A 25,832-nucleotide genomic window follows, 5' to 3' on the forward strand; every position below is an offset into this window, starting at 1 on the left:
GTCACTCGCCGGGTCAGTTGCTGGGCTTGTCGGCGCCGACAAGCCACATCGCGAAGAACTGCGACCCGCCGCCGTACGCGTGGCCCAGCGCCTTGCGCGCGCCGTCGACCTGGTGCTCACCCGCCGCGCCGCGGACCTGGAGGGCGGCCTCGCCGAAGCGAAGCATCCCGGAGGCGCCGATCGGGTTGGAGGAGAGCACCCCACCGGAGCAGTTGACCGGCAGCCGGCCGTCCATGGCGGTGCCGCCGGACTCGGTGAGCTTCCAGCCCTCGCCCTCGGCGGTGAAGCCGAGGTTCTCCAGCCACATCGGCTCGAACCACGAGAACGGCACGTAGATCTCCGCCGCGTCGATCTCCGCGAGCGGGTCGGTGATCCCGGCCTGCTTCCACAGGTACGCCGCGGCGTCGCGGCCGGCCTGCGGGTTCACCTGGTCGCGCTCGGCCGCGGTGGTGGCCTCCGAGCGCATGACCGTGCCGTGGATCCACGCCGGGTTCGGCGAGGCGGCGGCGGTGTCCTCGTCGACGATCACCATCGCGCAGGCGCCGTCGGAGGAGGGGCAGGTCTCGTCGTACCGGATCGGGTCCCACAGCACCTGCGAGGCCAGCACCGACTCGACGGTGGTGTCGGGGTTGCGCAGGTGCGCGTAGGGGTTCTTCAGCGCGTTCTGCCGGTCCTTGGCCGCGACGATCGCGCCGACGTGGGTCGGGGCGCCGGAGCGGCGGATGTAGGAGCGCACGTGCGGGGCGAAGTAGCCGCCCGCGCCGGCGTGCACCGGCATGTTGAACGGCACGGGCACCGAGAGCGCCCACATCGCGTTGGACTCCGACTGCTTCTCGTAGGCCACGGTCAGGACGCGCTTGTGCACGCCGGCCTGGACGAGCGAGGCCGCGACGATCGCGGTCGAGCCGCCGACCGAGCCGGCGGTGTGCACGCGCAGCAGCGGCTTGCCCGCCGCGCCGAGGGACTCGGCGAGGAACAGCTCGGGCATCATCACGCCCTCGAACAGGTCCGGTGCCTTGCCGACGACGATCGCATCGATGTCGTCGAGGGAGACGTTCGCGTCCGCGAGCGCCCGGTCGATCGCCTCGCGGCACAGGCCCGCCATGGAGACGTCCTCGCGCTTGGCGCGGTGGTGGGTCTGGCCGACGCCGACGATCGCGGCTGGCTGCTTGGCCATCAGTTCCTGCCCTCCATGGTGCACACGATGTTCTGCTGCAGCGCCGGGCCGCTGGTGGCGTGACCGAGGACGCGGCTCGCGTCGCCCTGCCAGACCTTCTTCGCGGCCTCGCCGAACCGGATGAGGCCGCCGGTGAACATCGGGTTGCCGGCGAGCGCGCCGCCCGAGGGGTTCACGACGACGTCGTCGGCGAGCCCGAGCTCGCGCTTGAGCACGAGCTCCTGGTGGCTGAACGGCGCGTGCAGCTCGGCCACCTCGACGCCCTCGGTCCCGGCAGCAGCCGCCGCACGGGCGGCCGAGGGGGAGCGGGTGAGGTCGCGGGTGCCCATGCTGATCGGGTCCACGTAGTGGCTGAACCCGGTGATCCACGCCGGCCGGTCGCAGACCTCGCGGGCCCTGTCGCCGGCGGCGAGCACCATCGCGGCCGCGCCGTCGGTCACCGGCGCGCAGTCGTGCTTGCGCAACGGGTCGGCGTACATCGGACGGGCGAGCAGCTCTTCGACCGAGGACCCGCCCTTCCGGACGGCGTACTCGTTCTTCTCCGCGTCGGTCAGCGACCGGTTGGCCACCTCGGCCATCGCCCGCTCGTCCCACAGGCCGGCGTCGATGCCGGCGCGGGCCTGGAGGCCGGCCAGCGACACGGTGTCGGGCCACAGCGGGGTCATCGTGTAGGGGTCGAGCTGCAGCGACAGCGTCCGGCGCAGCACGCCGGCCGAGCTCTTGCCGAAGCCGTAGACCAGCGCGGTGTCGACCTCGCCGGTCTGGATCTTCAGCCACGCCTCGTAGAGCGCCCAGGCGGCGTCCATCTCGACGTGCGACTCGTTGACCGGCGGGATGACGCCGATCGCGTCGACGGCCTGGACGAACGAGAACGACCTGCCGGCCAGGTAGTCGGACGAGCCCGAGCACCAGAACCCGATGTCGCGCCGGGACCACCCGGTCTGCTCGTAGCACTCTGCGAAGAGCGGTACGAGCAGCTCCACGCACGTGGGCGACCCGTCGAACTCCTCCATCTGCCGCTGGGCGAACCCGACGACGGCAACTTCTCTCACGACAACTCCTTGGGACATCCGGGGCCCCCGCGGCGCTTGCGAGCGCCAGCGAGCAACGGCGTGGGGTGGGTCATAGGTGGTGCTTGTAGGTGTCGTAGTCCGCGTCCGGCTCGCCGGTGGGACTGAAGTGGCTGATGTTCTCGATCGTGGTGCCCCACTCCTCGCGGGGTTTCCAGACCGCCTTGACCCGCATGCCCATCCGGACCTCCTCGGCCGGGATGTCGAGGATCAGGTGGAGGAAGGCGATGTCGGCGCCGTCGAGCAGGACGTACGCCGAGACGTACGGCGGCGTGATCCGCTGGCCGAGGAACGGCACGTTGACGATGCAGAACGTCGTCACGGTGCCGGTGTGGGACAGCTCGACCTCGTCCGTTGTCGGCGTGCCGTCCGCAGGGCAGGCGCTGCGCGGTGGGACGTAGACCTTGCCGCAGGCCGGGCACCGCTGGCCGATGATCCGCCCCTCGGCGATGGCGCGGTAGAACGCGGACTCCTCCGGCGAGGCGGCGTACTGGTAGTCGAGCTCGACGGGGGTGACCACGCCCGTGACGGGGTTGGCGCCGAGGTCGCCGAGCTCGATCGCGGAGCCGGTCGGTGCGTCCTCGGCCGGCTCGAAGCACGCGACGTCGGTGATGGCGCCGACCCGTTCCTCGGCCCATCGGACCCGCACCCGCATGCCGGTGCGCACCTGGTCGGGGGAGGACACGTCGAGCGCGTGCACCATCGGCGCGTCGGCGCCGTCGAGGGTGACCAGCGCGAACGCGAACGGGCGGTCCAGCGGCTGGCCCTCGACCGGCTCGGGCACCCAGGTCCACGACGTGACGGTGCCGGTGTCGGCGACCTCGACGAAGTCGTCGACCTGCTGGTGGGTGACGGGGTCGAACTCGGGCGGGGGGACCACGACGCGGCCCTCGGAGGTGCGGACGCCGACGACGCGCTTCTCGCGCAGCCCGGTGAGGAACCGGCCCAGGACGGGGCCGGTGGAACGGGTGTAGTCGAAGGCGACCGTGACCGGAGCGGACAAGGTTCGGGACATGGTCCGAAAGTGAAACACGTTCTAGAAATCGCGGCAAGGGTCTGCCAGGGTGGCGCCCATGAAACTCGGACTGCAGCTCGGCTACTGGGGCGCCCAGCCGCCGACGGGGGTCGCGGAGCTCGTGGCGGCGGCCGAGGACGCCGGCTTCGACGCGGTGTTCACGGCCGAGGCGTGGGGCTCCGACGCGTTCACCCCGCTGGCCTGGTGGGGGCGCGAGACGACGCGCCTGCGCCTGGGCACCTCGATCGTGCAGATGTCGGGTCGCACGCCCACCTCGATCGCCATGCACGCCCTCACGCTGGACCACCTCAGCGGCGGTCGCGTGGTGCTCGGCATGGGCGTGAGCGGTCCCCAGGTCGTGGAGGGCTGGTACGGCCAGCCGTTCGCGAGGCCGCTCGCCCGCACCCGTGAGGTCGTCGACATCATCCGCAAGGTCCTCGCCCGCGAGGCGCCGGTGACCAACGACGGCCCGCACCACCCCATGCCGTACGCCGGGCCGGGTGCGACAGGGCTGGGCAAGCCGCTGAAGTCGATCGTCCACCCGCTGCGCGCCGACATCCCCATCTGGCTCGGCGCCGAGGGCCCCAAGAACGTCGCGCAGACCGCCGAGATCGCCGACGGCTGGATCCCGATCTTCTACACGCCGCGCTCGGCCGGGATGTACCAGCCGTGGCTCGACGAGGGCTTCGCGCGGCCCGGCGCACGGCGTACCCGTGCCGACTTCGAGATCGCCGCCACCTGCCACCTCGAGATCGTCGAGGACGCCGCCGGCAAGCAGGCCGTCATCGACGCGATGAAGCCGTTCGTCGCGCTCTACATGGGCGGCATGGGGGCCAAGGACCAGAACTTCCACAAGCAGGTCTTCGAGCGGATGGGCCACGCCGAGCTGGCCGCGCAGGTCCAGGAGCTCTACCTGACCGGTGAGAAGGACAAGGCGACCGCGCTGATCCCCGACGAGCTGGTCGACGACATGCACATCATCGGAACCGCGGGCGAGGTGCGCGAGCGCGTCGCCCAGTGGGAGGAGACCGGAGTGACCACCCTGCTGCTCAGCTGCCGTTCCGCGGACGAGGTCCGCCGCGTCGCGGAGGTGCTCGCATGAGCACCGACCACACCACGGAGGAGCTCATGCGGCTCGGCACCCACAACGGCCACCTCATGGTCGCGGCGCTGAAGAAGCACCGCACCAAGCCGGTCATGCACCTCGGCGAGGTGACGCTGACGGGCGGCGAGGTGGCCCAGCGCATCAGCCAGTACGTCCAGGCGTTCGAGGCGCTCGGCGCCGGCCGCGGCACGGCGGGCGCGCTGCTCGCGCTCAACCGGCCCGAGGTGCTGTTCATCCTGGGCGCGGGGCAGACACAGGGCTACCGGCGCACGTCGCTGCACCCGCTCGGCTCGCTCGAGGACCACGCCTACGTCATCAACGACGCCGAGATCACCACGCTGGTGATCGACCCGAACCCGATGTTCGTCGAGCGGGCGCTCGGCCTGCTCGAGCGGTGCCCGGCCCTGGACAAGGTGCTGACCATCGGGCCGGTGCCCGGGGAGCTCGCGGCGACCCGCGCGGAGACCGCGGACCTGACCGCGGAGGCGGCGGAGTTCGACCCGCAGCCGCTCGAGGCCGTGCTGCTGCCACACGACCACGTCGTGTCGATCACCTACACCGGCGGCACGACCGGCAAGCCCAAGGGCGTCATCGGCACCGCGCGGCAGATGAACACGATGACGCAGATCCAGATGTCGGAGTGGGAGTGGCCCGAGTCGCCGCGGTTCCTCATGTGCACCCCCCTCTCGCACGCCGGCGCGGCGTTCTTCGTGCCGACCGTGCTTAAGGGCGGCTGCCTCTACGTCCTGGCGAAGTTCGACCCGGCCGAGGTGCTCCGCACGATCGAGGAGCAGCGGATCACCGCGACCATGCTGGTGCCGTCGATGCTCTACGCGCTGATGGACCACCCCGACTCGCGCACCCGCGACCTGTCCTCGCTCGAGACCGTCTACTACGGCGCCTCGGCGATCAACCCGGTGCGGCTGCGCGAGGCGATCGACCGGTTCGGGCCGATCTTCGCGCAGTACTACGGCCAGTCCGAGGCGCCGATGGTCATCTCCTACCTCGGCAAGGACGACCACGTCTCCTGGGACGACCGCCGGCTGTCCTCGTGCGGGCGCCCGTCGGCGTTCCTGCGCACCGCCCTGCTCGGTGAGGACGGCAAGCCCGTCCCGACCGGCGAGCCGGGGGAGATCTGCGTGGCTGGGCCGTTGCTGGCCGGTGGCTACTGGAAGCTGCCAGAGCCGACCGCCGAGACCTTCCGCGACGGGTGGATGCACACCGGCGACGTGGCCCGCGAGGACGAGGACGGCTACTGGTACATCGTGGACCGCACCAAGGACATGATCGTCACCGGCGGCTTCAACGTCTTCCCCCGCGAGGTCGAGGACGTCGTGGCCGAGCACCCGGCGGTCGCGCAGGTCGGCGTCATCGGCACCCCGCACGAGAAGTTCGGCGAGGCGGTCACCGCCATCGTCGTGCTCCGCGAGGACGCGGCCCGCGACGAGGAGTCGGTGGCGCGGATGACCGCCGAGATCCAAGAGATGGTCAAGGAGCGCAAGGGCTCGGTGCAGGCGCCCAAGCAGGTCGTCGTCGCCGACGCGCTCCCGCTGACCGCGCTCGGCAAGCCGGACAAGAAGGCGCTGCGCGCGCAGTACTGGACCGGCGAACGGGCGGTCGGCTGACGCACTAGCCTGCGCGCGTGACCGGCACCAGCACGCGCGCGGCGATCGCCGAGGCCGCCCGACGGCAGTTCCAGGCCGGGGGGTACGCCGCCACGTCGGTGCGGTCGGTCGCCGCCGAGGCCGGCGTCGACGCCGCGCTGGTGATGCGCCACTTCGGCTCCAAGGAGCAGCTGTTCATCGAGACGATCGACGTCGAGGGCGCCTTCGAGCAGGCGCTGGACGGTCCGGTCGGGCGGCTGGGGGAGCGGCTCGTGTCCCTGGTGCTGGACGACGGGCTCGGCCGCGTGTTCCGGACGACGTACCGCGCCATGATCCGGGCCACCGACAGCGGCCAGGTCCGCGCCCACCTGCTCGAGGCGATGGACGCGACCCTGGCCGCCCCGCTGGCCGAGCGGCTCAGCGGGCCGGACGTCGTCCTGCGGGCTCGGCTCGTGGCCGCGCAGGTCGGTGGGCTGCTGGAGGCGGTCGCCATCCTCGAGGACCCCGTCGTCGCCGGCGCAGCGGTCGAGGACGTCGCCCGGTGGTACGGCGCCGCCGTCCAGGCCCTCGTGGACGGCGACGCCTGAGCCGCTCCTAGAGGAGGCCCTGGACCGCCCGGGTGTCGCCGTCGCGGCCCACGACGAGCTGGGTGCCGTCGGCGTTGTCGAGGTACTCCCGCACCGGGTCCAGCTCCAGCCCGGTCGCCTCGGCGATGTCGGTGTCCTTGATCGACGTGACCGCCTGGCCGAAGCCCTCCGGCGGCGCGAACTCGTCGCCGCCCTGGGCACGCTGCCAGAGCTCGCGGATCGTGTTGAGCAGGTCGTCGGTCGTTGCTTCCAGGTCGCTGGTCATGCCCGCGCGGTACCCGGGCGCCCCGCCGCCAACGGCCCCCGCCGCTGCGGGGAACGTCTCCGGTCGACCCGCTGGCCGCGGGCCCTGAGCCGTGCGGTCAGTCGTCTCGGAGGGCGGCGTGCTGGTCGGTGTTGCGGCCGGCGTGGGGGTCGGGGAGGAGTGCGGGGTCGAGGGACGTGACCGTGTCGTCGACCGGCACGACGGCGGGCAGCGTGCGGTAGTCGGGTCGGTCGCCGGGGCCGCGACGGCTCGGGGTGGTCATCCCGCCAGTGTGGTGCGGACGGAGCCGTTGGCGAAAGGGCTGCTGGGTACCCGGGCCGGCATGAGGGTGAGGGACCTACGGCCGTGGACACGTCACGGCGTCTCGACGACGCTCGCCGGCGCTCGCTGCTCGACCAGCAGCGCCGGAGCGCCGCGACGTCAGGAGGCGGTGAACTGCGGCGCGCGCTTCTCGGCGAAGGCGCGGGGGCCCTCCTTGGCGTCGTTCGAGGCGAAGACGGCGGCGCCGACGCGGGCGTCGTCCTTCCACGCCTCGTCCTCGTGCTTGCCCTCGGACTCGCGCATGGTGCGGAGGATGGCCTGGACGGCGAGCGGGCCGTTCGCGGCGATCATGTCCGCGATCTCGTGGGCCTTGGCGAGCGCCTGGCCGTCGGGGACGACGTGCCCGACGAGGCCGATCTCCTTGGCCTCGGGCGCCTTGATGTGGCGACCGGTCAGCAGCAGGTCGGCGGCGACGGTGTAGGGGATCTGGCGGACGAGACGGACGGCCGAGCCGCCCATCGGGTAGAGGCTCCAGCGCGCCTCGGAGATGCCGAACTTCGCCGACTCGCCGGCCACCCGGATGTCGGTGCCCTGGAGGATCTCGGTCCCGCCGGCGATCGCCGGTCCCTCGACGGCGGCGATGAGCGGCTTGGTGAGACGGAAGCCCTTGAGCAGCCCCTTGATCACCGTCGGGTCGTACTCACCGGACTCGAAGCTCTCCGACGGCGGGCGCTTCGACATCGACTTCAGGTCCGCGCCGGCGCAGAAGTAGCCGCCGGCCCCGGTCAGGATGCAGACGCGGATCTCCGGGTCGGAGTTCACCCGGTCCCACGCCTCCTCCATGATCGCGAGCATCTCGCCGGAGAGCGCGTTGCGGGAGGCGGGACGGTTCATCGTCACGACCAGCTTGTGGCCGTCCTGCTCGACGAGGCAGTGCGGCTCCTCCGGCGTCTCGGCGCCACCGGGGGCGCTCGCGGGAGTGGTCTGGGAGGCGTCCGTGCTGGTCATGGCGGGATGCTAGCCAAGAACGAGAACGTGTTCTAGTCTCGCCGCCGTGGCTCACAACATCGCTGACCTGTTCGAGCACGCGGTCGACGCCGCGCCCGACAACCCGGCCGTCAAGGTCGGGGACCGGGTCGCCACCTTCGCCGACCTCGAGGCCGAGTCCAACAAGCTCGCGCACTACCTGCAGTCGCAGGGCGTGGGGCCCGGCGACCACGTCGGCATCTACGCCAAGAACAGCATCGAGCACGTCGTCGCGGTGCTGGCGGTGACGAAGATCCGCGCGGTCAACATCAACGTCAACTACCGCTACGTCGAGGGCGAGCTGAACTACCTCTTCGACAACGCCGACGTCGTGGCGCTCATCCACGAGCGGACGTACGCCGACCTGGTCGCGGCCTGCTTCCCGAAGCACGACAAGCTGCGGGTGGCGGTCGTCGTGCCCGACGTCCTGGAGCCGGACGACGCGAGCGACGTGTCGTCGTACGGCGGCGTCCTGTGGGAGGACGCGCTGGCGGGCCAGTCGGCCGAGCGCGACTTCGGCGAGCGCAGCGGCGACGACCTGCACATCATCTACACCGGCGGCACGACCGGCTTCCCGAAGGGCGTCATGTGGCGCCACGAGGACTTCTGGCGGGTGCTCGGCGGCGGCATCGACTTCTACACCGGCACGCCGCTGGACGAGCACGACCAGTCCAAGCAGGCGACCGACCCGCGGATGGTCACGTTCCCGCTGAGCCCGCTCATGCACGGCGGCGCGCAGGCCGGCCTGCTCATGCACCTGTTCGCGGGCCACCTCACGATCCTCGAGCCGAAGTTCGACCCCGTCCGCACCTGGGAGATCATCGACCGCGAGAAGGTCCAGCTGATCTTCATGACCGGCGACGCGATGGCGCGCCCGCTCATCGAGGCCTACGAGGCCGGCGGCTTCGACGGCTCCAGCCTGTTCGCGATCTCCAGTAGCGCGGCCATCTTCAGCCCGCCGGTGAAGAAGCGGTGGATGGACGCCTTCCCGAACGCGGTGTTCACCGACTCCATCGGCGCCTCGGAGACCGGCTTCCAGGGCATGGGCATGCAGGAGCGGGACAAGATCAGCCCCGACGGCCCCGTCGTCGCGCTCGGCCCGGCCAGCGTCGTCATCGACGAGGACAACCGCGTCCTCGACGTCAGCAAGGACGTCGGCAAGATCGGCCGCCTCGGCCGAGGCGGGCACGTCCCCGTCGGCTACTACAAGGACGAGGTCAAGTCCGCAGCGACCTTCCTGACCATCGACGGCGAGCGCTACTCCGTCCCCGGCGACAACGCCCGCATCGAGGAGGGTGGCAAGGTCACGCTGCTGGGCCGCGGCTCGAACTGCGTCAACACCGGCGGGGAGAAGGTCTACCCCGAAGAGGTCGAGATGGCGATCAAGGGCCACCCCGCGGTGTACGACGTGCTCGTGGTCGGTGTGCCCGACGAGCGGTACGGCCAGGCCGTGGCCGCCGTCGTCGAGCTGCGCGAGGGCCACTCGCTCGAGCTCGAGGAGCTCCGCACCTACCTGCGCGCACACCTGTCGGGCTACAAGCTGCCCCGCGCCCTCACGGTCGTCGACCGCGTGCCGCGCAACGCGACCGGCAAGGCGCAGTACCCCCGGGCCAAGGAGCTGGCCCTGTCCGCCTCCGGCCCGGCAGCCGCCGCCCCGTCCAGCCAGTCCGCCACCGCACCCACGGGAGCCTGAGCACCTGATGCGTACCCCCCTCTGCGACGCCTTCGGCATCGACTACCCGATCTTCGCCTTCACCCCCTCCGAGCACGTCGCGGCCGCCGTGTCGCGCGCCGGCGGCCTGGGCGTGCTCGGCTGCGTCCGCTTCAACGACACCGAGGAGCTGGAGCAGACGCTCAGCTGGCTCGACGAGAACACCGACGGCAAGCCGTACGGCGTCGACATCGTCATGCCGATGAAGGTGCCGGAGGAGGTCAAAGGGCTCGACGTGTCCTCGATGATCCCCGAGGGGCACAAGCAGTTCGTCGACCAGACGCTGCTCAAGCTCGGCATCCCGCCGCTGCCCGAGGGCGAGGGTCGCGAGGGCGTGCTCGGCTGGCTGCACTCGGTGGCCCGCAGCCACCTCGACGTGGCGCTGCAGCACCGCCCGGTGCTCATCGCCAACGCCCTGGGCTCCCCGCCGAAGGACGTCATCGACAAGTGCCACGAGCACGGCGTGAAGGTCGCCGCGCTCGCGGGCGCGGCCAAGCACGCGCTGTCCCACGTCGCCAACGGGGTCGACATCATCGTCGCCCAGGGCTACGAGGCCGGCGGCCACACCGGCGAGGTCGCCTCGATGGTGCTGCAGCCCGACATCGTCGACGCGGTAGGGCCCGACGTGCCGGTGCTCGGCGCCGGCGGCATCGGCTCGGGCCGCCAGATCGCGGCGTCGCTGGCGCTCGGCTCGCAGGGCGTGTGGACCGGCTCGATCTGGCTCGGCACCGAGGAGTACCGCAACCTCTCGGCCAACCACTCCGCCTGGGAGACCGCCTTCACCCGCGCCTCGTCCAGCGACACCGTCCGCACCCGGGTCTACACCGGCAAGCCCGCGCGCCTGCTCAAGACGAGGTGGACGGAGGCCTGGGCCGAGGAGGGTGCCCCGCAGCCGCTGCCGATGCCGCTGCAGAACCTCCTGGTCGCCGAGGCGCACAACCGGATCGTCGCGTCCAACGACCCCGACGTCATCTCCATGCCGGTCGGCCAGGTCGTGGGTCGGATGAACGAGGTGCGTCCGGTCGCCGACGTCATGGCCGACCTGGTCGCGGAGTTCGACGAGACCGTCAAGCGGCTCGACGGGATGACCGTCTAGGGGCCCGACCGCTCAGCGGTACGGCGTGGTGCGGGTGACCGCGAGGGCCCGCTGCAGGTCGAACGGCTTGGCCTGGCGGCGCAGCCACGGGCGGCCCGCCCAGAGGTAGCCGTCGACGTGCTGGGCCGCCAGGCGGCGTACGTCGTCGGGCAGGCCCCACCGCTCGTCGGCGACCCGCCAGGTCGGCGGGATGCCGAGGGTGACGCAGTGCGTCTGCTGGCGCGTCCGGCAGGTCGGCGCGTTGTCGAAGCGGCCGCCGTGGTGCTTGCGGTTGTGCTCCCAGGTGAACCCGCGGCCGTTCTGCGCGGTGTCGACGGTGAAGTGCTTGCCGGCGATCCCGCGCGCGGCGAGCGCCGCCACGACCTCGGCACCGAAGCGAACCTGCCGCTCGGTCGTCTCGTAGTGCGTCGTGTTGAGGTGGAACCCCCGGACCTTGCGGATGCCGGCGCGGACGAGCTGCTTGACGGCCAGCTGGGGGTCGAGGTGGTTCCAGCCGGCCGAGCCGACCTCGATGTAGACGGCGGTGCGGGGGAGCGCGGCGAGCGTCCGAGCGGCGTACCCGACCAGCCGGGAGAGCTCTGTGGACCCGCGCGGCGCGCACAGCGCGAACGGACCGTCGGGCTGGAGCACGACCGCGGCGCGGGTGTCGCCCAGCGCGGCGGCGAAGCGGCGGATCCAGCGCTTGTACGACGTCTTCTCGGCCTTCGTGGGCAGGCGCGTGCAGGCCTCGTGCTCCCACGGCACCATCCGGAAGACGGTCAGCTGCACGAGCGCGTCGGGGTCGCCGGCCTGCGCGTTCGCGACGTACTCCTTCACCTTCGCGCCGATCGCGCCGTCGGGGATCCAGTCGCCGAACCACTTCGCCTTCGGCGCGTCCGCGATCATCGCGAGCAGCTCGCGCTTGCGGCCGGACGCGCGCTCGTAGGGTGCCCAGGCCATCTCGGCCCCGCCGCGGTAGACGCCCCACGTCCCGCCCGCGAGCGGGTTGTCGTCGGAGCCGGCGGCGGCCGTCATCGCGGGCGCCGCGGTCGAGCCGGCGGGGGCGACCGGCAGCAAGGCGAGCAGGAGCGCCGCCACGAGGGCAGGCAGCAGCGACAGCCGGGGGGACACGGTCCCCGAGACTAGGAGCCGTCAAGCAGGCGCGCCGTCGATCCGGCCAGGTGTGACCGATCGGACGACACGGGGTGGTGCGACCGGGTGGCGCGACCGGGTCAGGCCGGCTCGGCGGCGAGGCGGCGTCCGATGAGCAGGGCCTGCTCGGTGGCGCCGCCGTGGAGCATCTCGAAGCGCTTGGCGGTGGTGAAGTACCGGTGCGCCTCGCCGTCGAGGTCGATGCCGACGCCGCCGTGGACGTGGACGGTGGTGTGCGCGAGGCGGTGCCCGGCGTCGGCCGCCCACAGCTTCGCGATCGCGACCTCGGTCTCGGCCGGCAGCCCCTCGGCGAGCCGCCAGGCCGCCTGCCACAGGGTCAGCCGCTGCCCGAGCACGTCGATGTAGCCGTCGGCGAGGCGCTGCGAGACCGCCTGGAACGTCCCGATGGGGCGGCCGAACTGCTCCCGCGTCTTCGCGTAGGTCGCCGTGAGCGCCAGCGCGCCCTCGGTGACCCCGAGCTGCTCTGCGGCCGCGGCCAGCACGAGCAGCTGGCGCAGCCTGCGGTCGACCGAGCCGTCGGCGGGCCCGAGCAGCCGGTCCGCGCCGACCGTCGCGCCGTCGAGCTCGACCCGGGCGACCTGGTCGCCGTCGGTGAAGGCGAGCGGGGTCACCGTGACGCCGGGATCGTCGGGACGGACGAGGAAGACGGCGACGCCGTCGGTGGTCTCGGCCGGGACGAGCAGGAGGTCGGCGTACGCCCCGGCCGGGACGACCGCCTTGGCGCCGGTGAGCACCCAGTTCCCGCCCTCGGTCCCGCTTGCCCGGGTGGCGGTCGTGGTCGGCCGCTCGGGTGCGAAGGCGAGGTCCTCGGCGACCGCGGCGGTCACCACGGACGCGCCGGAGGCGGCGTCGGGCAGCCAGGCGGCCTGCTGCTCGGCCGAGCCGACCTCGGCCAGCAGCCGGGTGGCCGGGCCGTGGAAGGCGAGCGGGACAGGGGCGACCTTGCGGCCGACCTCGACGAGCACCCGGCACAGCTCGAGGAGGCCGAGGCCGGCGCCGCCGTGCTCCTCCGGGAGCGCCAGGCCCAGCAGCCCGGCCTCGCCGAGATCGGTCCAGAGGTCCCGGTCGAAGCGGTCGCCGGCCTGCTCGACGACGCGCATCCGCTCCGGCGTCGCCCGGTCGGCGAGGATCCGGGCGGCCAGCTCGGCGGCCTCGTCCTGCTCGGGGGTGAAGGAGAAGTCCATGCCGGTGCCCTACCTCTTCGCCGCGGGCAGCCCGAGGCCCACGTAGCCGATGATGTCTCGCTGGATCTCGTTGGTGCCGCCGCCGAAGGTCATGACCAGCGAGGAGCGGTACATCCGCTCGAGCCGCCCGGACAGGACCGCACCCTCGGTCGACGCCGGCAGCGCGGCGTTCGGGCCGACGACCTCCATCAGCGAGCGGTAGACCTCGGTGGCCAGCTCGGAGCCGTAGATCTTGGTCGCCGACGCCTCGGCGGGGGAGAGGTCGACGCCGTGATCGGCGTCGGAGGCGAGCTTCCAGTTCAGCTGGGTCAGCATCTCCACCCGGGCGTGCGCCCGGCCCAGCGCGATCTGGACCCACTCGGTGTCGATGACCCGGCTGCCGGTGGCGGTCTTGGTCTCCTGGGCCCAGGCGCGCACCATCCGCAGCGACTGGGTCAGGGGCGCCGAGGAGGTCAGCGCGACCCGCTCGTGGTTGAGCTGGTTGGTCATCAGCGCCCAGCCGCCGTTGAGCTCGCCGACGAGGTTGGACGCAGGGACGCGGACGTCCTCGTAGTAGGTCGCGCTCGTGCCGACGCCGGCGACGGTGTGCACCGGTGTGTACGAGAAGCCCGGCGCGTCGGCCGGCACCAGGATCATCGAGAGGCCCTTGTGCCGGGGCAGGTCGGGGTCGGTGCGGCAGGCCAGCCACACCCAGTCGGCGTACTGGATGAGCGAGGTCCACATCTTCTGCCCGTTGATGACCCACTCGTCGCCCTCGCGGACCGCGCGGGTGTGCAGCGAGGCGAGGTCGGTGCCGGAGCCGGGCTCGGAGTAGCCGATGGAGAAGTGCAGGTCGCCAGCGAGGATGCGGGGGAGGAAGTACTCCTTCTGCTCGTCGGTGCCGTAGCGCATGATCGTCGGCCCGACGGTGTTGAGCGTGAGGTACGGGATGGGCACGCCGTGGTCGGCGGCGACGTCGGTGAAGATCAGCTGCTCGACCATCGAGCGCGCCTGGCCGCCGTACTCCTCCGGCCAGCCGATGCCGAGCCAGCCGTCGCGGCCGAGCCGCCGGATGACGTCCTTGTAGACGCCCGCCTCGCCGAACTCGCCGGTCGAGGCGGCCAGGCCGGCCCGGACCTCCGGCGTGACCAGCTCGGAGAAGTAGTCGTGGAGCTCCTCGCGTAGTGCGAGCTCCGCGTCCGATAGGGCCAGGTGCATGCTGCGGACTCCTGCCGAGTGGTACCGATGGTGGAAGAACCGGTCAGAAAACTATAACCTGTTCTCGTTTTGGTCCACCGGCACGCGGTACGGCCATCGACGATCGGGAGGCACGCGATGAGCGACACCGGATCCAGCACCCGTTTCCTGGACCAGGGCACGCCGCCGGAGCGCTTCGCGCGCGGCTGGCACTGCCTCGGCACCGAGACGTCCTTCGCCGACGGCAAGCCGCACGGCATCGAGGCCTTCGGGACCAAGCTGGTCGTCTGGCAGGACAGCAAGGGCAGCATCAACGTCCTCGACGGCTACTGCCGCCACATGGGCGGCGACCTGACCCAGGGCTCGGTCAAGGGCGACGAGGTCGCCTGCCCGTTCCACGACTGGCGCTGGGGCGGCGACGGCAAGTGCAAGCAGATCCCCTACGCCCGCCGCGTCCCGCTGCGTGCCCGCACGCAGAGGTACCCCGTGGTCATCCGCAACGGCCAGGTGCTCATCTGGCACGACGTCGAGGGCTCCGCTCCGGACATGGAGATCCTCCCGCCCGAGCTGGCCGGCATCGGCACCGACGAGTGGACCGACTGGTTCTGGGAGGTCGTGCCGATCGAGGGCTCGAACTGCCGCGAGCTCATCGACAACGTCGTGGACATGGCGCACTTCTACTACGTGCACCTGTCGTTCCCGACGAGCTTCCGCAACGTCTTCGAGGGCACCCGCGCCACGCAGTACATGGCGTCCAAGGGCCGCCCCGACGTGAGCGGCGGGTACGGCGACGCCGAGATGTTCCTGAAGTCCGAGGCCACCTACTACGGGCCGTCGTACATGATCAACTGGCTCGAGGTCGACTACAAGGGCTTCGTCACCGAGGTCGTCCTCATCAACTGCCACCTGCCCACCGGGCCGGACTCGTTCACGCTGCAGTACGGCATCGCGGTCAAGAAGCCCGAGGGCCTCGACGAGAAGACCGCGCAGTACATCGCCAAGAAGTACGCCACGATGTTCGGCGAGGGCTTCCTGCAGGACGTGCACATCTGGAAGAACAAGGTGCCGGTGCAGAACCCGCTGCTGTGCGAGGAGGACGGCCCCGTCTACCAGCTCCGCCGCTGGTACGAGCAGTTCTACGTCGACGCCGCAGACGTCGCGCCCGAGATGGTCGACCGCTTCGAGTTCGAGGTGGACACGACCAAGGCCAACGAGTTCTGGCAGGCCGAGGTGGCCGAGAACCTCGCCCGCAAGGCCGCCGAGGACGACGCGGCCGCCGCCGGCGTCGCCGACCCCGAGGCCGAGGGCAAGCCCCAGGTCATGACGGGCACCTGAGATGCCGTCGTTCGTCCCGCTGAGCCCCGAGACGCTCGAGGACCAGCGCCTCTACACCTCTGCCCGGCTGACCGAGGTCGCGTGCCTGGACTGCCTGGCGAAGGTCGGGGTGAAGAAGAACAGCGAGCACCACACCTCCATCCAGTGGAGCACCGAGGCGCGGGCGCACTGCCCCGAGCTGAACCGGCGCGCCGGCGGCCGCGAGAGCCACGTCGGCTGCGCGCGGATGCTGGCGAGCATCGAGACCGCCGTGCGGGAGGGCGCCGTCCCCATCGGCGCCGAGGACGGATACTGAGCACCGCTCCACCACCCGCACCACCTGCTCGACCCGCACCCTCGCCGCCCCGCACGACGGCCGTCCCCGGCCGCCCCCGACCAGGAAGACCCCGTGGACACCGACTCCTTCGAGCTGAAGATCCTCGACGTCGTCGAGGAGACGCCCGACGCCCGCTCCATCAGCTTCGAGGTGCCCGCGGGCGCTGAGGAGCACTTCGCCTACAAGCCCGGGCAGTTCCTGACCGTCGCCGTGCCGAGCGACCAGACCGGCGTCGCCGCGCGGTGCTACTCGCTGTGCAGCAGCCCGGTCGGCAGCGGCCCGCTGACGATCACGGTCAAGCGCACCGACGGCGGCTACGCCTCCAACTGGCTCTGCGACAACCTCGCCCCCGGCGACACCCTGCGCGTGCTGCCCCCGAGCGGAATCTTCACGCCGGCCTCGCTCAGTGCCGACCTCCTGCTCTTCGCCGGCGGCAGCGGCATCACGCCGGTCATGTCCATCACCCGCACCGCGCTGGAGCACGGAACCGGGCGGATCGTGCTGTTCTACGCCAACCGCGACGAGCGCTCGGTCATCTTCGCCGGCGAGCTCGCCCGGCTGGCCGCGGAGCACCCCGACCGGCTCGTGGTCGTGCACTGGCTGGAGTCCGTCCAGGGCCTGCCCAGCCAGGAGCAGGTCAAGGCGTTCGCCGCCGGCTACCCGTCGTACGACGCGTTCGTCTGCGGTCCGGCGCCGTTCATGAAGATGACGGTCGCGGCGCTCAAGGAGCTCGAGTTCCCCCGCGAGCGTCGGCACCAGGAGAAGTTCGTCTCGCTGGGCGGCAACCCGTTCGGCGACCTCCACGACGTCGAGGTGGCCGAGGCGGAGATCGACGCGGCCGAGCACGACGAGGACGACGCTGCCCAGGAGCCGGCGAGCCACGGCGGCGGGCCGGCCGGCCCGGTCCGCCTGGAGGTCGAGCTCGACGGCGAGACGCACGAGTTCGACGACTGGGCGCCCGGCACGACCATGCTCGACCACCTCGAGGCCAAGGGCGTGAAGGCGCCGTACTCCTGCCGTGAGGGGGAGTGCTCCGCCTGCGCGGTCCGGCTGCTCGCGGGCGAGGTCGAGATGAAGCACAACGACGTGCTCGACGACGAGGACCTCGCCGACGGGATCCGGCTCGCCTGCCAGTCCGTCCCGACGACCGACACGGTGCGCGCGACGTACAGCTGACCCGCCCGCGGCGACGGGCCGGACGCGCGCGAGAATTACAGATCTGTAGTTGCCGCGGAAGCGTTGCGTGGGGCTGATGTGGCTGATGTGATTCACCCGCGCCCGCGTCGTGGCGTGCCCGAACCATCGTCTGGAGGAGTCGCGTGGCAGCCCCGAGCGCGGTCGTGCACGTCGTGCGCCGCACCCTCGCGAGCACCCTCGCGGCCGTCCTCGTCCTCGGGCTCGCGGTCACGCTGCTGGCCGCCCCGGGCGGCGCGCCGGCGGTGCCCCGCCCCGCAGGTGTCACGCCGATCGCGCCCGTCGCGGCCGCGCTCCCGAGCGCGACGTACCGCACCTTCACCCTGAACGTCTGCCACTGCCTGGGGCCGAAGAAGGCGATGGCCGACGTGCGCCGGGCGCTGACGCTCGGTGACGCCGGTGGCCTGCAGGAGTTCTCCCAGCTCGAGGACCGGCAGAACCTCATCAAGCTCCTGCAGGAGAAGGACTGGGGCTGGTACATGCCGCTCGGTGCGGGCGTCGCGATCCCGATCGTGTGGGACCGCCAGCGCTTCCGGCTCATCCAGGGGCGGTCGGTGCAGACCCACGGCCCGCAGAACGGCGTGACTCCCGCCCGCTACATCAACACCGTGCGGCTGCGCGAGCTCGCCACCGGCAAGGTGTTCGGCTTCATCAACACCCACACGATCGCCCAGGCCTCGCGCGACGCGCAGCTCACGAACATGAACCGCATCCCGCGGCTGCGCAAGCACCTGCGGATGCTGCGGCAGGAGATCAAGCGCCTCGCGGGGGCGACCGAGCACGTCTTCGCCGCCGGTGACCTCAACGTCAACTACCTCGCTGACCGCCGCCGTCGCCTGCCCGGTCTGCCGACCGACGCCCTCGGGGACCTCGTCAGCTTCGACATGGCGCTCACGGGCTCCCGGGGGCCGGGCTCGCTGCTCGACTACGCGATGACGCTGCGCAAGGGCAGCGGCTTCGACCGGACCAGCGCGACCGTCGTGCGCGGCTTCAACTCCGACCACGACGCCGTCGTGGTCACCTACCGGACCAACGACCTGTTCGCGACCGGCGCCCTGCACAACCGGCCGGTCGGCGGCAGCGGCGCCGACCGCAAGCGGATCGGCGACCGGCAGGCACGCGCGGTGATGAACGCCGAGCCCGGCGCCCTCGTCCGGCTCGCGACCACGCGCCTCGACGACCCGACCGTGGGCGACGCCCTGGTCGCGGCCGCGGCGGAGGGTGTCTCCGTGCAGGTCGTGCTCGGTGCCGGCGCCGGCACCGACGTCGAGCGGCGTCTCGCCGCAGCGGTCGGGAGCGACCGCGGCGCGCCGTCGTGGGTCGTGCGCTGCGAGGGCAGCTGTCTCGGCGGCGCCGGCCGCACCGACACCAACGTGCTGCTGGTGAGCCGCGCCGGCGGCACCACCGAGCTGACGATGGTCGGGGCGGGGCAGCTGACCAAGGCGGCCCGCCGCCACTGGTCGAGCACCTACGTCTCCTCGGACCCCGAGCTGTACGCCGGCTACGGCCGGATCTTCACCCGGCTCGCGGCCGACACCACCGACACCACGCGCACCCGCGTCCTCAGCTGGGGACGGTACGTCGCGCAGCTCTACCCCGTGCCGGACGTGCCCCGCCGCGACCCGGTCCTCCGCGGGCTCGCCGCGGTCGGCTGCAAGAACGCGCAGGGACTCCGGACCGAAGACGGCCGCACCAACGTCCGGGTCGCGGTGCGGTCCTGGGCCGGCGCGCGCGGCAAGCGGATCGCCGAGCGGCTCGTCACCCTGCGCAACCGCGGCTGCGACGTCGCAGCCGTCCTCGGCCCGAACGTGCTCAGGGGCGTCCGCCACACCCTCCAGCGCGGCGGCGTACCCGTGCGGAGCGCGAAGGTCGGCGGCAACCTCCTGGTGCTCGACGGCCGCTACGGCAAGCGGGCCGGCGTGCAGAAGGCCTGGGTCGGCGGGCCGGCGTGGTCCGACGGTGCGCTGTCGGGCGACGGCCTGAGCCTGGTGGTCAGCGAGCGCGAGACCGTGCGGCAGTACCTCGACGGCTTCAGTCGCGCCTGGAACAACGGCTGACGGTCCCGGTCCAGACCGTGCCGTCGCGCCGCCGGGTCGGCGCGTGACCAGCCGGGCCGGGGCCTCGTTGGGGTGGCATGGTCCTCACGTCCCTGCTCCTGGCCGGCCTCCTGCTCGCCGCCTGGCCGCTCGCCACCGGCTCGCTGCCCACCGCGTCCGGGAGCGGTCGGCGGGCCGACGCCCGGCGGCTGCGGTACGTCGACCGGCGCCCTAGCGAGGCGACCACGGCCGACGTCGCGCGACTGCTGCGGGCCCACGAGCTGCCGGACGACGAGGTCCGCTTCGTGCTGGCCAAGGCCGACCAGCTGCGCGTCGCGCCGTTCACGCTGTGGCTGTGGACCAAGCGGTTCGACGTGCACGCGCTGGCCGTCGTGCTCGGCGCCGACCTGACCCACGACGCGCTGCTGGGTCACCTGGCGGACGGCTCGCTGCCCGACCTCGCCGAGCTCGAGGTCTTCGCGGTGCTCAACGGGTTGCCGCGCCGCACGTCCGTCACGGCCGTCGAGCCGGCGCTCGCCGAGGTGCGGCGCGAGCCGGGCAGCGGACTCACGATCGAGGACCCCGGCAGCTGGCCGTACGCCGCCTGAGGGCACCCCAGGGGTCACCTGGCCCGAAGTGACCAGGCGACGGCGGCCGTTCCACCGGCGTACCCGCGCCGGGGGCGGGGCACCATTCCCGCACCAGTGCTCCGTGAGGACGGGCGACCTCCCCCACTCGACCGTGACCGTCGGCCGAGGGCCGCCCTTCCGGGAAGGAGGGCGCCGTGATCCCCATCCTCGTCTCCCTGGCCGTGCTCGTCCTGGCCTGGCCGGTCGCCACCGGCTCGCTGCCGACGGCCGGAGGCGGCCGGCGGGCCGACGCCCGCCGCCTGCGGCACGTCGAGCGTCATCCGCGCGAGGTCACGACGGCCGACGTCGCTCGCCTGCTGCGGGTGCACGAGCTGCCGGCCGAGGAGGTCCGCTTCGTGCTGGGCAAGGCCGACGACCTCGGGGTCGGGGCGTTCACGCTGTGGATGTGGATCCAGCGCTTCGACGTGCACGCGCTCGCGGTCGCGCTCGGCGCCGACCTGAGCCACGCCGACCTCCTGCGCCACCTCGCCGACGGGTCGCTGCCGGACCTCGCGGAGCTCGAGGTCTTCGCCGTGCTCAACGGCCTGCCGCGTCGGCGACCCGACGTCACCACGCACGCCGAGCCCACGGCACCCGCCCCGCAGCTGGCGGCCGTGCCCCGCGAGCCGGGCAGCGGGCTCCGGATCGAGGACCCCGGCACCTGGCCGTACGCCGCCTGAGCTACCAGCCCCGCTCGCGCCACTCCGGCAGGTGCGGGCGCTCGGCGCCGATCGTGGAGTCGTCGCCGTGGCCGGGGTAGAACCAGGTGTCGTCCGGGAGCCGGTCGAAGACCTTGGTGGACACCTCGTCGAGCAGCTGGCGGAACGCGTCCGCGTCGCCGAACGTGTTGCCCACGCCACCGGGGAACAGGCTGTCGCCGGTCCACAGGTGCGGGTGGCCCTCGGGGTCGTCGTACAGCAGCGCGACCGAGCCGGGGGTGTGCCCGGCCAGGGCGATGACCTCGAGCGAGCAGCGGCCGACGGTGACGGTGTCGCCGTGGCCCAGCGGCCGCGTGACGTCGACGCCGGTCTGCTCGGTGATGGCGACCGCGTCGGGTTCCCCCGCGAGCACGGCCGCGCCGGTCGCCCGCACGACGTCGGCGAGCGCGCGGTGGTGGTCCCAGTGCTGGTGGGTCGTGACGACCGTGGTCAGGCCCGCGTCGCCGACCAGCGGAAGCAGCGTGTCGGGCTCGGCCGCCGCGTCCACCAGCAGCTGCTCGCCGGACGCGCGGCAGGTCAGCAGGTAGCAGTTGTTCGACATCTGCTCGTCGACGGCGACCTTCGCGATCCGCAGGTGCCCGAGCTCGCGCACGTCGGCGGGGCCGCCCGGCCGCACGGCTCCGGTGTACTCGGTCCCGGCGTGGTCGTTCACAGTCCCTCGATCCTCGGCAGCTCGCCGTCGTCGGTGGTGGGCCCGGCCGTCCCGGGCACGGCCGTCCTGCCGCTCAGCCACCATCCCAGGTCGGCCGCGGTGCCCCGGACGGTGGTGGCGGCGGCTGTCGCAGCCGGGCCGAGCTCCCAGGCATGACCGGTGTCGGTGGCCTCCAGCCGCAGCGGCACCGAGGTCGGTCGGCGCGCGACCATCGCCTCGACGAGGGCCAGCGCGAACGGCTCGGACCAGGAGGCCGGCGTCGCGCCGAGGCCGAGGTCGACGTGGTGCACCTCCACCTCGGACAGACGCATGGCCGGCACGTCGGTCACCGGCCGCGGGCGGACCCCCGGGGTGCGGTCGAACGTGCCCCGCCACCCGTCCTCGGGCAGCGCGGCCACCGCGTCGGCGTACCTCGTGGTGGAGGCGAGGAAGCGGTCCCGCAGCTCGCGGACGTCGAGCGCGGCCCTTGCCTCGATGTCGGCGTCGCGCTGCTCCTGGGAGGCGTACATCGCGACCGGCTCGTCGCGTCCGGCGGCGTCGAGCACACCTGCGAGCGCCTCGGCGTTGAGCGTCAGGTGGGCGACGACGTGCGCGCGGCTCCAAGCGGGGAGCAGGCTGGGTGCCCGCCAGGCCTCGTCGTCCATCTCGTCGACGCTGCGCACCAGCCGCGTGGTCGCCTCCGCGAGGGGTGACGCGTCACTCGTCGTGGCGGGGAAGGGCTCGGGGTCCGGCATGGTTGTCATCCAAGCCGGTCACCGGCCCGGTCGCCACTGTCGGCGGCGTGTGGCAGCGTCGCCGGTGGCTCGCCCTCCGTCCGCCGCGGCCCGGCGGGGGAGGGCCCGGCCGGTACGATGGACGAACACGTGTTCGAACGCCCGCATCCGACTCGAGGGACAAACGTGGCTGACCAGCTCATCATCCGGGGCGCCCGGGAGCACAACCTGAAGGACGTCTCGCTGGACCTCCCGCGCGACTCCCTGATCGTGTTCACCGGTCTGTCCGGGTCCGGCAAGTCGTCGCTGGCGTTCGACACGATCTTCGCCGAGGGCCAGCGCCGGTACGTCGAGTCGCTGTCGGCGTACGCCCGGCAGTTCCTCGGCCAGATGGACAAGCCGGACGTCGACTTCATCGAGGGCCTCTCGCCGGCGGTCTCGATCGACCAGAAGTCCACCTCGAAGAACCCGCGCTCGACGGTCGGCACGATCACCGAGGTCTACGACTACCTCCGCCTGCTCTACGCCCGCGCCGGCCGCCCGCACTGCCCGACCTGCGGCGCCCCGATCGAGCGGCAGACGCCGCAGCAGATCGTCGACCGCGTGCTGGGGCTCGAGGAGGGCCGACGGTTCCAGGTCCTCGCGCCGGTCGTGCGTGCGCGCAAGGGGGAGTACCTCGAGCTGTTCCGCCAGCTGCAGGCGCAGGGCTTCTCCCGCGCCCGCGTCGACGGCGAGACCCACGCCCTGGACGACGTGCCGAAGCTCGACAAGCAGAAGAAGCACACCATCGAGGTCGTCGTCGACCGGCTCGCGGTCAAGGAGTCCTCCAAGCGCCGGCTCACCGACTCGGTCGAGACCGCGCTGACCCTGTCCGGCGGCCTGGTGCTGCTGGACTTCGTGGACCTCGACGTCAAGGACCCGGGCCGGGAGCTGCGCTTCAGCGAGAAGATGGCCTGCCCCAACGACCACCCGATCGACGTCGACGAGCTCGAGCCGCGGTCGTTCTCGTTCAACTCGCCGTTCGGTGCGTGCCCCAAGTGCCACGGCATCGGCACGCGGATGGAGGTCGACCCCGAGCTCGTCGTCCCCGACCCCACGGCCACCCTCGGCGAGGGCGCGATCCAGCCGTGGAGCCAGGCGCACGTCGCCGACTACTTCCTGCGGCTGATGGGTGCGCTGGGCAAGGAGCTCGGCTTCGACCTCAACACCCCCTGGCAGGACCTCGGCACGAAGGCGCAGAAGTCGCTGCTCGACGGTCACTCGACCAAGGTCCACGTCGTCACCCGCAACCGCTACGGCCGCGAGCGGGCCTACTACGCCGAGTTCGAGGGCGTGCGGACCTACGTCGAGCGCCGGCACCGCGAGGCGGAGTCCGACACCAGCCGCGAGCGCTTCGAGGGCTTCATGCGCGAGGTGCCGTGCCCGGCCTGCCGCGGCAGCCGCCTCAAGCCGGTCTCGATGGCCGTCACCCTCGGCTCCAAGGACGGCGGCGGGCTCAACATCGCCGAGGTCTGCGCCCTGCCGATCAACGAGACCGCTGAGTTCCTCCGCGACCTCGAGCTCTCCTCGCGGGAGCGGCAGATCGCCGAGCAGGTGCTCAAGGAGATCCAGGAGCGCCTGCGCTTCCTCCTCGACGTCGGCCTCGACTACCTCTCGCTGGACCGGCCCTCCGGCTCGCTCTCGGGCGGCGAGGCGCAGCGCATCCGCTTGGCGACGCAGATCGGCGCCGGCCTGGTCGGCGTCCTCTACGTCCTCGACGAGCCGTCGATCGGCCTGCACCAGCGCGACAACCAGCGGCTGATCGAGACCCTGGTCCGGCTCAAGGACCTCGGCAACACCCTCATCGTCGTCGAGCACGACGAGGACACGATCAAGGTCGCCGACTGGGTCGTCGACATCGGCCCCGGCGCCGGCGAGCACGGCGGCCAGGTCGTCCACACCGGCACGGTCGAGGACCTCTACTCCCACCCGGACTCGATGACCGGGCAGTACCTCTCCGGTCGTCGCGAGATCCCCGTCCCGGCCGTACGCCGCCCGCGGACCGTGGGCCGCGAGCTCACGGTGGTCGGTGCCCGCGAGCACAACCTCCAGGACGTCGACGTGACGTTCCCGCTGGGCATGTTCGTGGCGGTCACCGGCGTGTCCGGCTCCGGCAAGTCGACGCTGGTCAACGACATCCTTTACACGTCGCTGGCCAAGCACCTCTACCGCGCACGCACCGTGCCCGGCCGGCACCGCAGGATCACCGGCCTCGAGCACATCGACAAGGTGATCCACGTCGACCAGTCGCCGATCGGACGCACCCCGCGGTCCAACCCGGCGACGTACACCGGGGTCTTCGACCACGTCCGCAAGCTGTTCGCGCAGACGCCCGAGGCGAAGATGCGCGGCTACCTCCAGGGCCGGTTCTCGTTCAACGTCAAGGGCGGCCGCTGCGAGGCGTGCGCCGGCGACGGCACGATCAAGATCGAGATGAACTTCCTGCCCGACGTCTACGTCCCGTGCGAGGTCTGCCACGGCGCCCGCTACAACCGCGAGACGCTCGAGGTGCACTACAAGGGCAAGACGATCGCCGAGGTCCTCGACATGCCGATCGAGGAGGCCGTCGACTTCTTCGCCGCGGTCCCCGCGATCAACCGGCACCTCAAGACGCTGGTCGAGGTCGGCCTGGGCTACGTCCGGCTCGGCCAGCCCGCGACGACGCTGTCCGGTGGCGAGGCGCAGCGCGTGAAGCTCGCGGCCGAGCTGCAGAAGCGCTCGGCCGGGCGCACGCTCTACGTGCTGGACGAGCCGACGACCGGCCTGCACTTCGAGGACATCCGCAAGCTGCTGCTCGTCCTCGGCCGGCTGGTCGACCAGGGCAACAGCGTGCTGGTGATCGAGCACAACCTCGACGTCATCAAGACCGCGGACTGGATCGTCGACATGGGTCCCGAGGGCGGCTCCCGCGGCGGCACCGTCGTCGCCGAGGGCACTCCGGAGACGGTGGCGGCCGTCCCGGAGAGCCACACCGGCCGCTACCTCGCGCCGTTGCTCGAGGGCAAGGAGGCTGAGCAGCCGAAGGGCAAGGCGCCGGCGTCGTCCGCGCCCCTGAGCCGCGGCGAGGCCGCCGCCAAGGCGAAGGCCGACGCGGCAGCGTCGCGCGCCGCGGCGAAGAAGGCCGCCACCGCCGCGAAGAAGGCCGCCGTCAAGAAGGCCCCCGCGAAGAGCGCCGCCGCCTCGAAGCGGGCGGCTGGCTAGGGTCGTCCCGACCGCGACCGCCTCGGAAGGACCACCGACGTGACCGAGAAGCACCCGCTCGACTCCCTCACCCGTCGCCGCGCCCTGACCGGGGCAGCCGGCGTGGGCGTCGCCCTGCCGGTGCTCGCCGCCTGCGGGGGTGGCGACGACGACCCGTCGACCGCGTCCGACCCCGCGGCGAGCACCTCGGAGCCGGGGGGTGCCTCGTCCTCCGCCGGTGAGGACGGCGTGCAGGGGAGCGAGGCGCTCGCGGAGACGGCCGACATCGAGGTCGGTGGGGGCGCCATCTACCCGGACGAGGAGGTGGTGGTGACGCAGCCGAGCGAGGGCGAGTTCAAGGCATTCTCGATCGTGTGCACCCACCAGGGCTGCGCGGTCTCGGAGGTCTCCGACGAGGGGATCGTCTGCCCCTGCCACAACAGCGTGTTCTCGATCTCCGACGGGTCGCCGCAGACGGGGCCGGCCACGGTCCCGCTCGAGGAGCGGGCGATCACCGTCGAGGGCGGCCGGATCACGCTCGGCTAGCCCGGCGACGGCAGGACGGTCGGCGCCGGAACGTAGGCTTGCCG

Annotated in this window: 24 protein-coding genes; 13 read left to right on the plus strand and 11 right to left on the minus strand. The window is 72.3% G+C overall.

From position 1 onward, the window contains the following. Positions 1-13: 13 nt before the first annotated feature. From G6553_RS00770 to G6553_RS00780, 3 genes are all read right to left on the minus strand, one after another. The gene (locus G6553_RS00770) at positions 14-1,177 is read right to left on the minus strand and encodes a thiolase domain-containing protein (protein WP_166188259.1); all 1,164 of its coding nucleotides are present in this window, start codon (positions 1,175-1,177) and stop codon (positions 14-16) included. After that, complete coding sequence (locus tag G6553_RS00775; protein ID WP_166188261.1) at positions 1,177-2,229, minus strand: thiolase domain-containing protein; 1,053 nt, start codon at positions 2,227-2,229, stop codon at positions 1,177-1,179. Before G6553_RS00775 ends, G6553_RS00770 begins: the two co-directional genes overlap by 1 nt. Before the next feature lie 70 nt (positions 2,230-2,299). Then, entirely contained in the window at positions 2,300-3,262 is a 963-nt protein-coding gene (locus G6553_RS00780) for an OB-fold nucleic acid binding domain-containing protein (RefSeq protein WP_166188263.1), read from the minus strand. A gap of 58 nt (positions 3,263-3,320) precedes the next feature. On the opposite strand from G6553_RS00780, the gene G6553_RS00785 reads away from it, so the two are divergent. Genes G6553_RS00785 through G6553_RS00795 form a run of 3 tightly spaced genes read left to right on the plus strand, consistent with a single transcriptional unit; the run spans position 3,321 to position 6,558 of the window. Further along, the gene (locus tag G6553_RS00785) at positions 3,321-4,364 is read left to right on the plus strand and encodes an LLM class F420-dependent oxidoreductase (protein WP_166188265.1); all 1,044 of its coding nucleotides are present in this window, start codon (positions 3,321-3,323) and stop codon (positions 4,362-4,364) included. Continuing rightward, on the plus strand, positions 4,361-5,992 hold the full coding sequence (gene fadD8, locus G6553_RS00790) for a fatty-acid--CoA ligase FadD8 (protein WP_166188266.1): 1,632 nt from the start codon (positions 4,361-4,363) through the stop codon (positions 5,990-5,992). The genes G6553_RS00785 and fadD8 overlap by 4 nt, the downstream gene beginning before the upstream one ends. 17 nt (positions 5,993-6,009) lie before the next feature. Beyond that, positions 6,010-6,558, plus strand: a complete 549-nt coding sequence (locus G6553_RS00795; protein WP_166188267.1) for a TetR family transcriptional regulator — start codon at positions 6,010-6,012, stop codon at positions 6,556-6,558. A 7-nt stretch (positions 6,559-6,565) separates the two neighbouring features. On the opposite strand, the gene G6553_RS00800 is transcribed toward G6553_RS00795, so the two are convergent. The 3 genes from G6553_RS00800 to G6553_RS00810 all read right to left on the minus strand — a co-directional run bounded on the left by G6553_RS00800 (position 6,566) and on the right by G6553_RS00810 (position 8,092). After that, positions 6,566-6,823, minus strand: coding sequence for a hypothetical protein (locus tag G6553_RS00800; RefSeq protein WP_166188268.1), 258 nt, complete (start codon positions 6,821-6,823; stop codon positions 6,566-6,568). Between the two features lie 97 nt (positions 6,824-6,920). Continuing rightward, positions 6,921-7,085, minus strand: a complete 165-nt coding sequence (locus G6553_RS00805; protein WP_166188269.1) for a hypothetical protein — start codon at positions 7,083-7,085, stop codon at positions 6,921-6,923. Between the two features lie 158 nt (positions 7,086-7,243). Then, a complete protein-coding gene (locus G6553_RS00810; RefSeq protein ID WP_166188270.1) occupies positions 7,244-8,092 on the minus strand; it encodes a crotonase/enoyl-CoA hydratase family protein in 849 nt (282 codons plus the stop codon). A 46-nt stretch (positions 8,093-8,138) separates the two neighbouring features. On the opposite strand from G6553_RS00810, the gene G6553_RS00815 reads away from it, so the two are divergent. Together G6553_RS00815 and G6553_RS00820 are read left to right on the plus strand one after the other, a co-directional pair. Then, a complete protein-coding gene (locus G6553_RS00815; protein ID WP_166188271.1) occupies positions 8,139-9,803 on the plus strand; it encodes an acyl-CoA synthetase in 1,665 nt (554 codons plus the stop codon). 7 nt (positions 9,804-9,810) lie between these two features. After that, the gene (locus tag G6553_RS00820; protein WP_166188272.1) at positions 9,811-10,917 is read left to right on the plus strand and encodes a nitronate monooxygenase family protein; all 1,107 of its coding nucleotides are present in this window, start codon (positions 9,811-9,813) and stop codon (positions 10,915-10,917) included. A gap of 12 nt (positions 10,918-10,929) precedes the next feature. On the opposite strand, the gene G6553_RS00825 is transcribed toward G6553_RS00820, so the two are convergent. From G6553_RS00825 to G6553_RS00835, 3 genes are all read right to left on the minus strand, one after another. After that, a complete protein-coding gene (locus G6553_RS00825) occupies positions 10,930-12,027 on the minus strand; it encodes a glycoside hydrolase family 6 protein (protein ID WP_166188273.1) in 1,098 nt (365 codons plus the stop codon). A 101-nt stretch (positions 12,028-12,128) separates the two neighbouring features. Further along, a complete protein-coding gene (locus G6553_RS00830) occupies positions 12,129-13,253 on the minus strand; it encodes an acyl-CoA dehydrogenase family protein (RefSeq protein WP_166188274.1) in 1,125 nt (374 codons plus the stop codon). A 9-nt stretch (positions 13,254-13,262) separates the two neighbouring features. Beyond that, on the minus strand, positions 13,263-14,450 hold the full coding sequence (locus G6553_RS00835; RefSeq protein ID WP_166188275.1) for an acyl-CoA dehydrogenase family protein: 1,188 nt from the start codon (positions 14,448-14,450) through the stop codon (positions 13,263-13,265). A gap of 117 nt (positions 14,451-14,567) precedes the next feature. Between G6553_RS00835 and G6553_RS00840 the strand changes: the two genes are divergently transcribed. The 6 genes from G6553_RS00840 (at position 14,568) to G6553_RS00865 (ending at position 20,619) form a co-directional block, all read left to right on the plus strand. Further along, on the plus strand, positions 14,568-15,764 hold the full coding sequence (locus G6553_RS00840) for a Rieske 2Fe-2S domain-containing protein (RefSeq protein ID WP_166188276.1): 1,197 nt from the start codon (positions 14,568-14,570) through the stop codon (positions 15,762-15,764). 1 nt (position 15,765) lies between these two features. Continuing rightward, positions 15,766-16,059, plus strand: a complete 294-nt coding sequence (locus G6553_RS00845; RefSeq protein ID WP_166188277.1) for a hypothetical protein — start codon at positions 15,766-15,768, stop codon at positions 16,057-16,059. 93 nt (positions 16,060-16,152) lie between these two features. Further along, positions 16,153-17,256: a ferredoxin--NADP reductase gene (locus G6553_RS00850; RefSeq protein WP_166188278.1), complete on the plus strand. Its 1,104-nt coding sequence runs from the start codon at positions 16,153-16,155 to the stop codon at positions 17,254-17,256. Between the two features lie 143 nt (positions 17,257-17,399). Continuing rightward, the gene (locus tag G6553_RS00855) at positions 17,400-19,331 is read left to right on the plus strand and encodes a hypothetical protein (RefSeq protein ID WP_166188279.1); all 1,932 of its coding nucleotides are present in this window, start codon (positions 17,400-17,402) and stop codon (positions 19,329-19,331) included. Between the two features lie 77 nt (positions 19,332-19,408). Continuing rightward, on the plus strand, positions 19,409-19,918 hold the full coding sequence (locus G6553_RS00860) for a hypothetical protein (RefSeq protein ID WP_166188280.1): 510 nt from the start codon (positions 19,409-19,411) through the stop codon (positions 19,916-19,918). A gap of 176 nt (positions 19,919-20,094) precedes the next feature. Beyond that, a complete protein-coding gene (locus G6553_RS00865) occupies positions 20,095-20,619 on the plus strand; it encodes a hypothetical protein (protein ID WP_166188281.1) in 525 nt (174 codons plus the stop codon). 1 nt (position 20,620) lies between these two features. On the opposite strand, the gene G6553_RS00870 is transcribed toward G6553_RS00865, so the two are convergent. Further along, entirely contained in the window at positions 20,621-21,310 is a 690-nt protein-coding gene (locus G6553_RS00870) for an MBL fold metallo-hydrolase (RefSeq protein WP_347565428.1), read from the minus strand. Then, the gene (locus tag G6553_RS00875) at positions 21,307-22,044 is read right to left on the minus strand and encodes a maleylpyruvate isomerase family mycothiol-dependent enzyme (protein WP_166188283.1); all 738 of its coding nucleotides are present in this window, start codon (positions 22,042-22,044) and stop codon (positions 21,307-21,309) included. The genes G6553_RS00870 and G6553_RS00875 overlap by 4 nt, the downstream gene beginning before the upstream one ends. A 165-nt stretch (positions 22,045-22,209) precedes the next feature. Here G6553_RS00875 and uvrA point away from each other — a divergent pair, with 165 nt between their 5' ends. Both uvrA and G6553_RS00885 read left to right on the plus strand, forming a co-directional pair. Continuing rightward, positions 22,210-25,263: an excinuclease ABC subunit UvrA gene (uvrA, locus tag G6553_RS00880; RefSeq protein WP_347565429.1), complete on the plus strand. Its 3,054-nt coding sequence runs from the start codon at positions 22,210-22,212 to the stop codon at positions 25,261-25,263. Between the two features lie 39 nt (positions 25,264-25,302). Further along, on the plus strand, positions 25,303-25,788 hold the full coding sequence (locus G6553_RS00885) for a Rieske (2Fe-2S) protein (RefSeq protein ID WP_166188285.1): 486 nt from the start codon (positions 25,303-25,305) through the stop codon (positions 25,786-25,788). The last annotated feature ends 44 nt before the right edge of the window (positions 25,789-25,832 follow it).

This window comes from Nocardioides sp. IC4_145, assembly GCF_011250565.1.
GTDB lineage: Bacteria > Actinomycetota > Actinomycetes > Propionibacteriales > Nocardioidaceae > Nocardioides.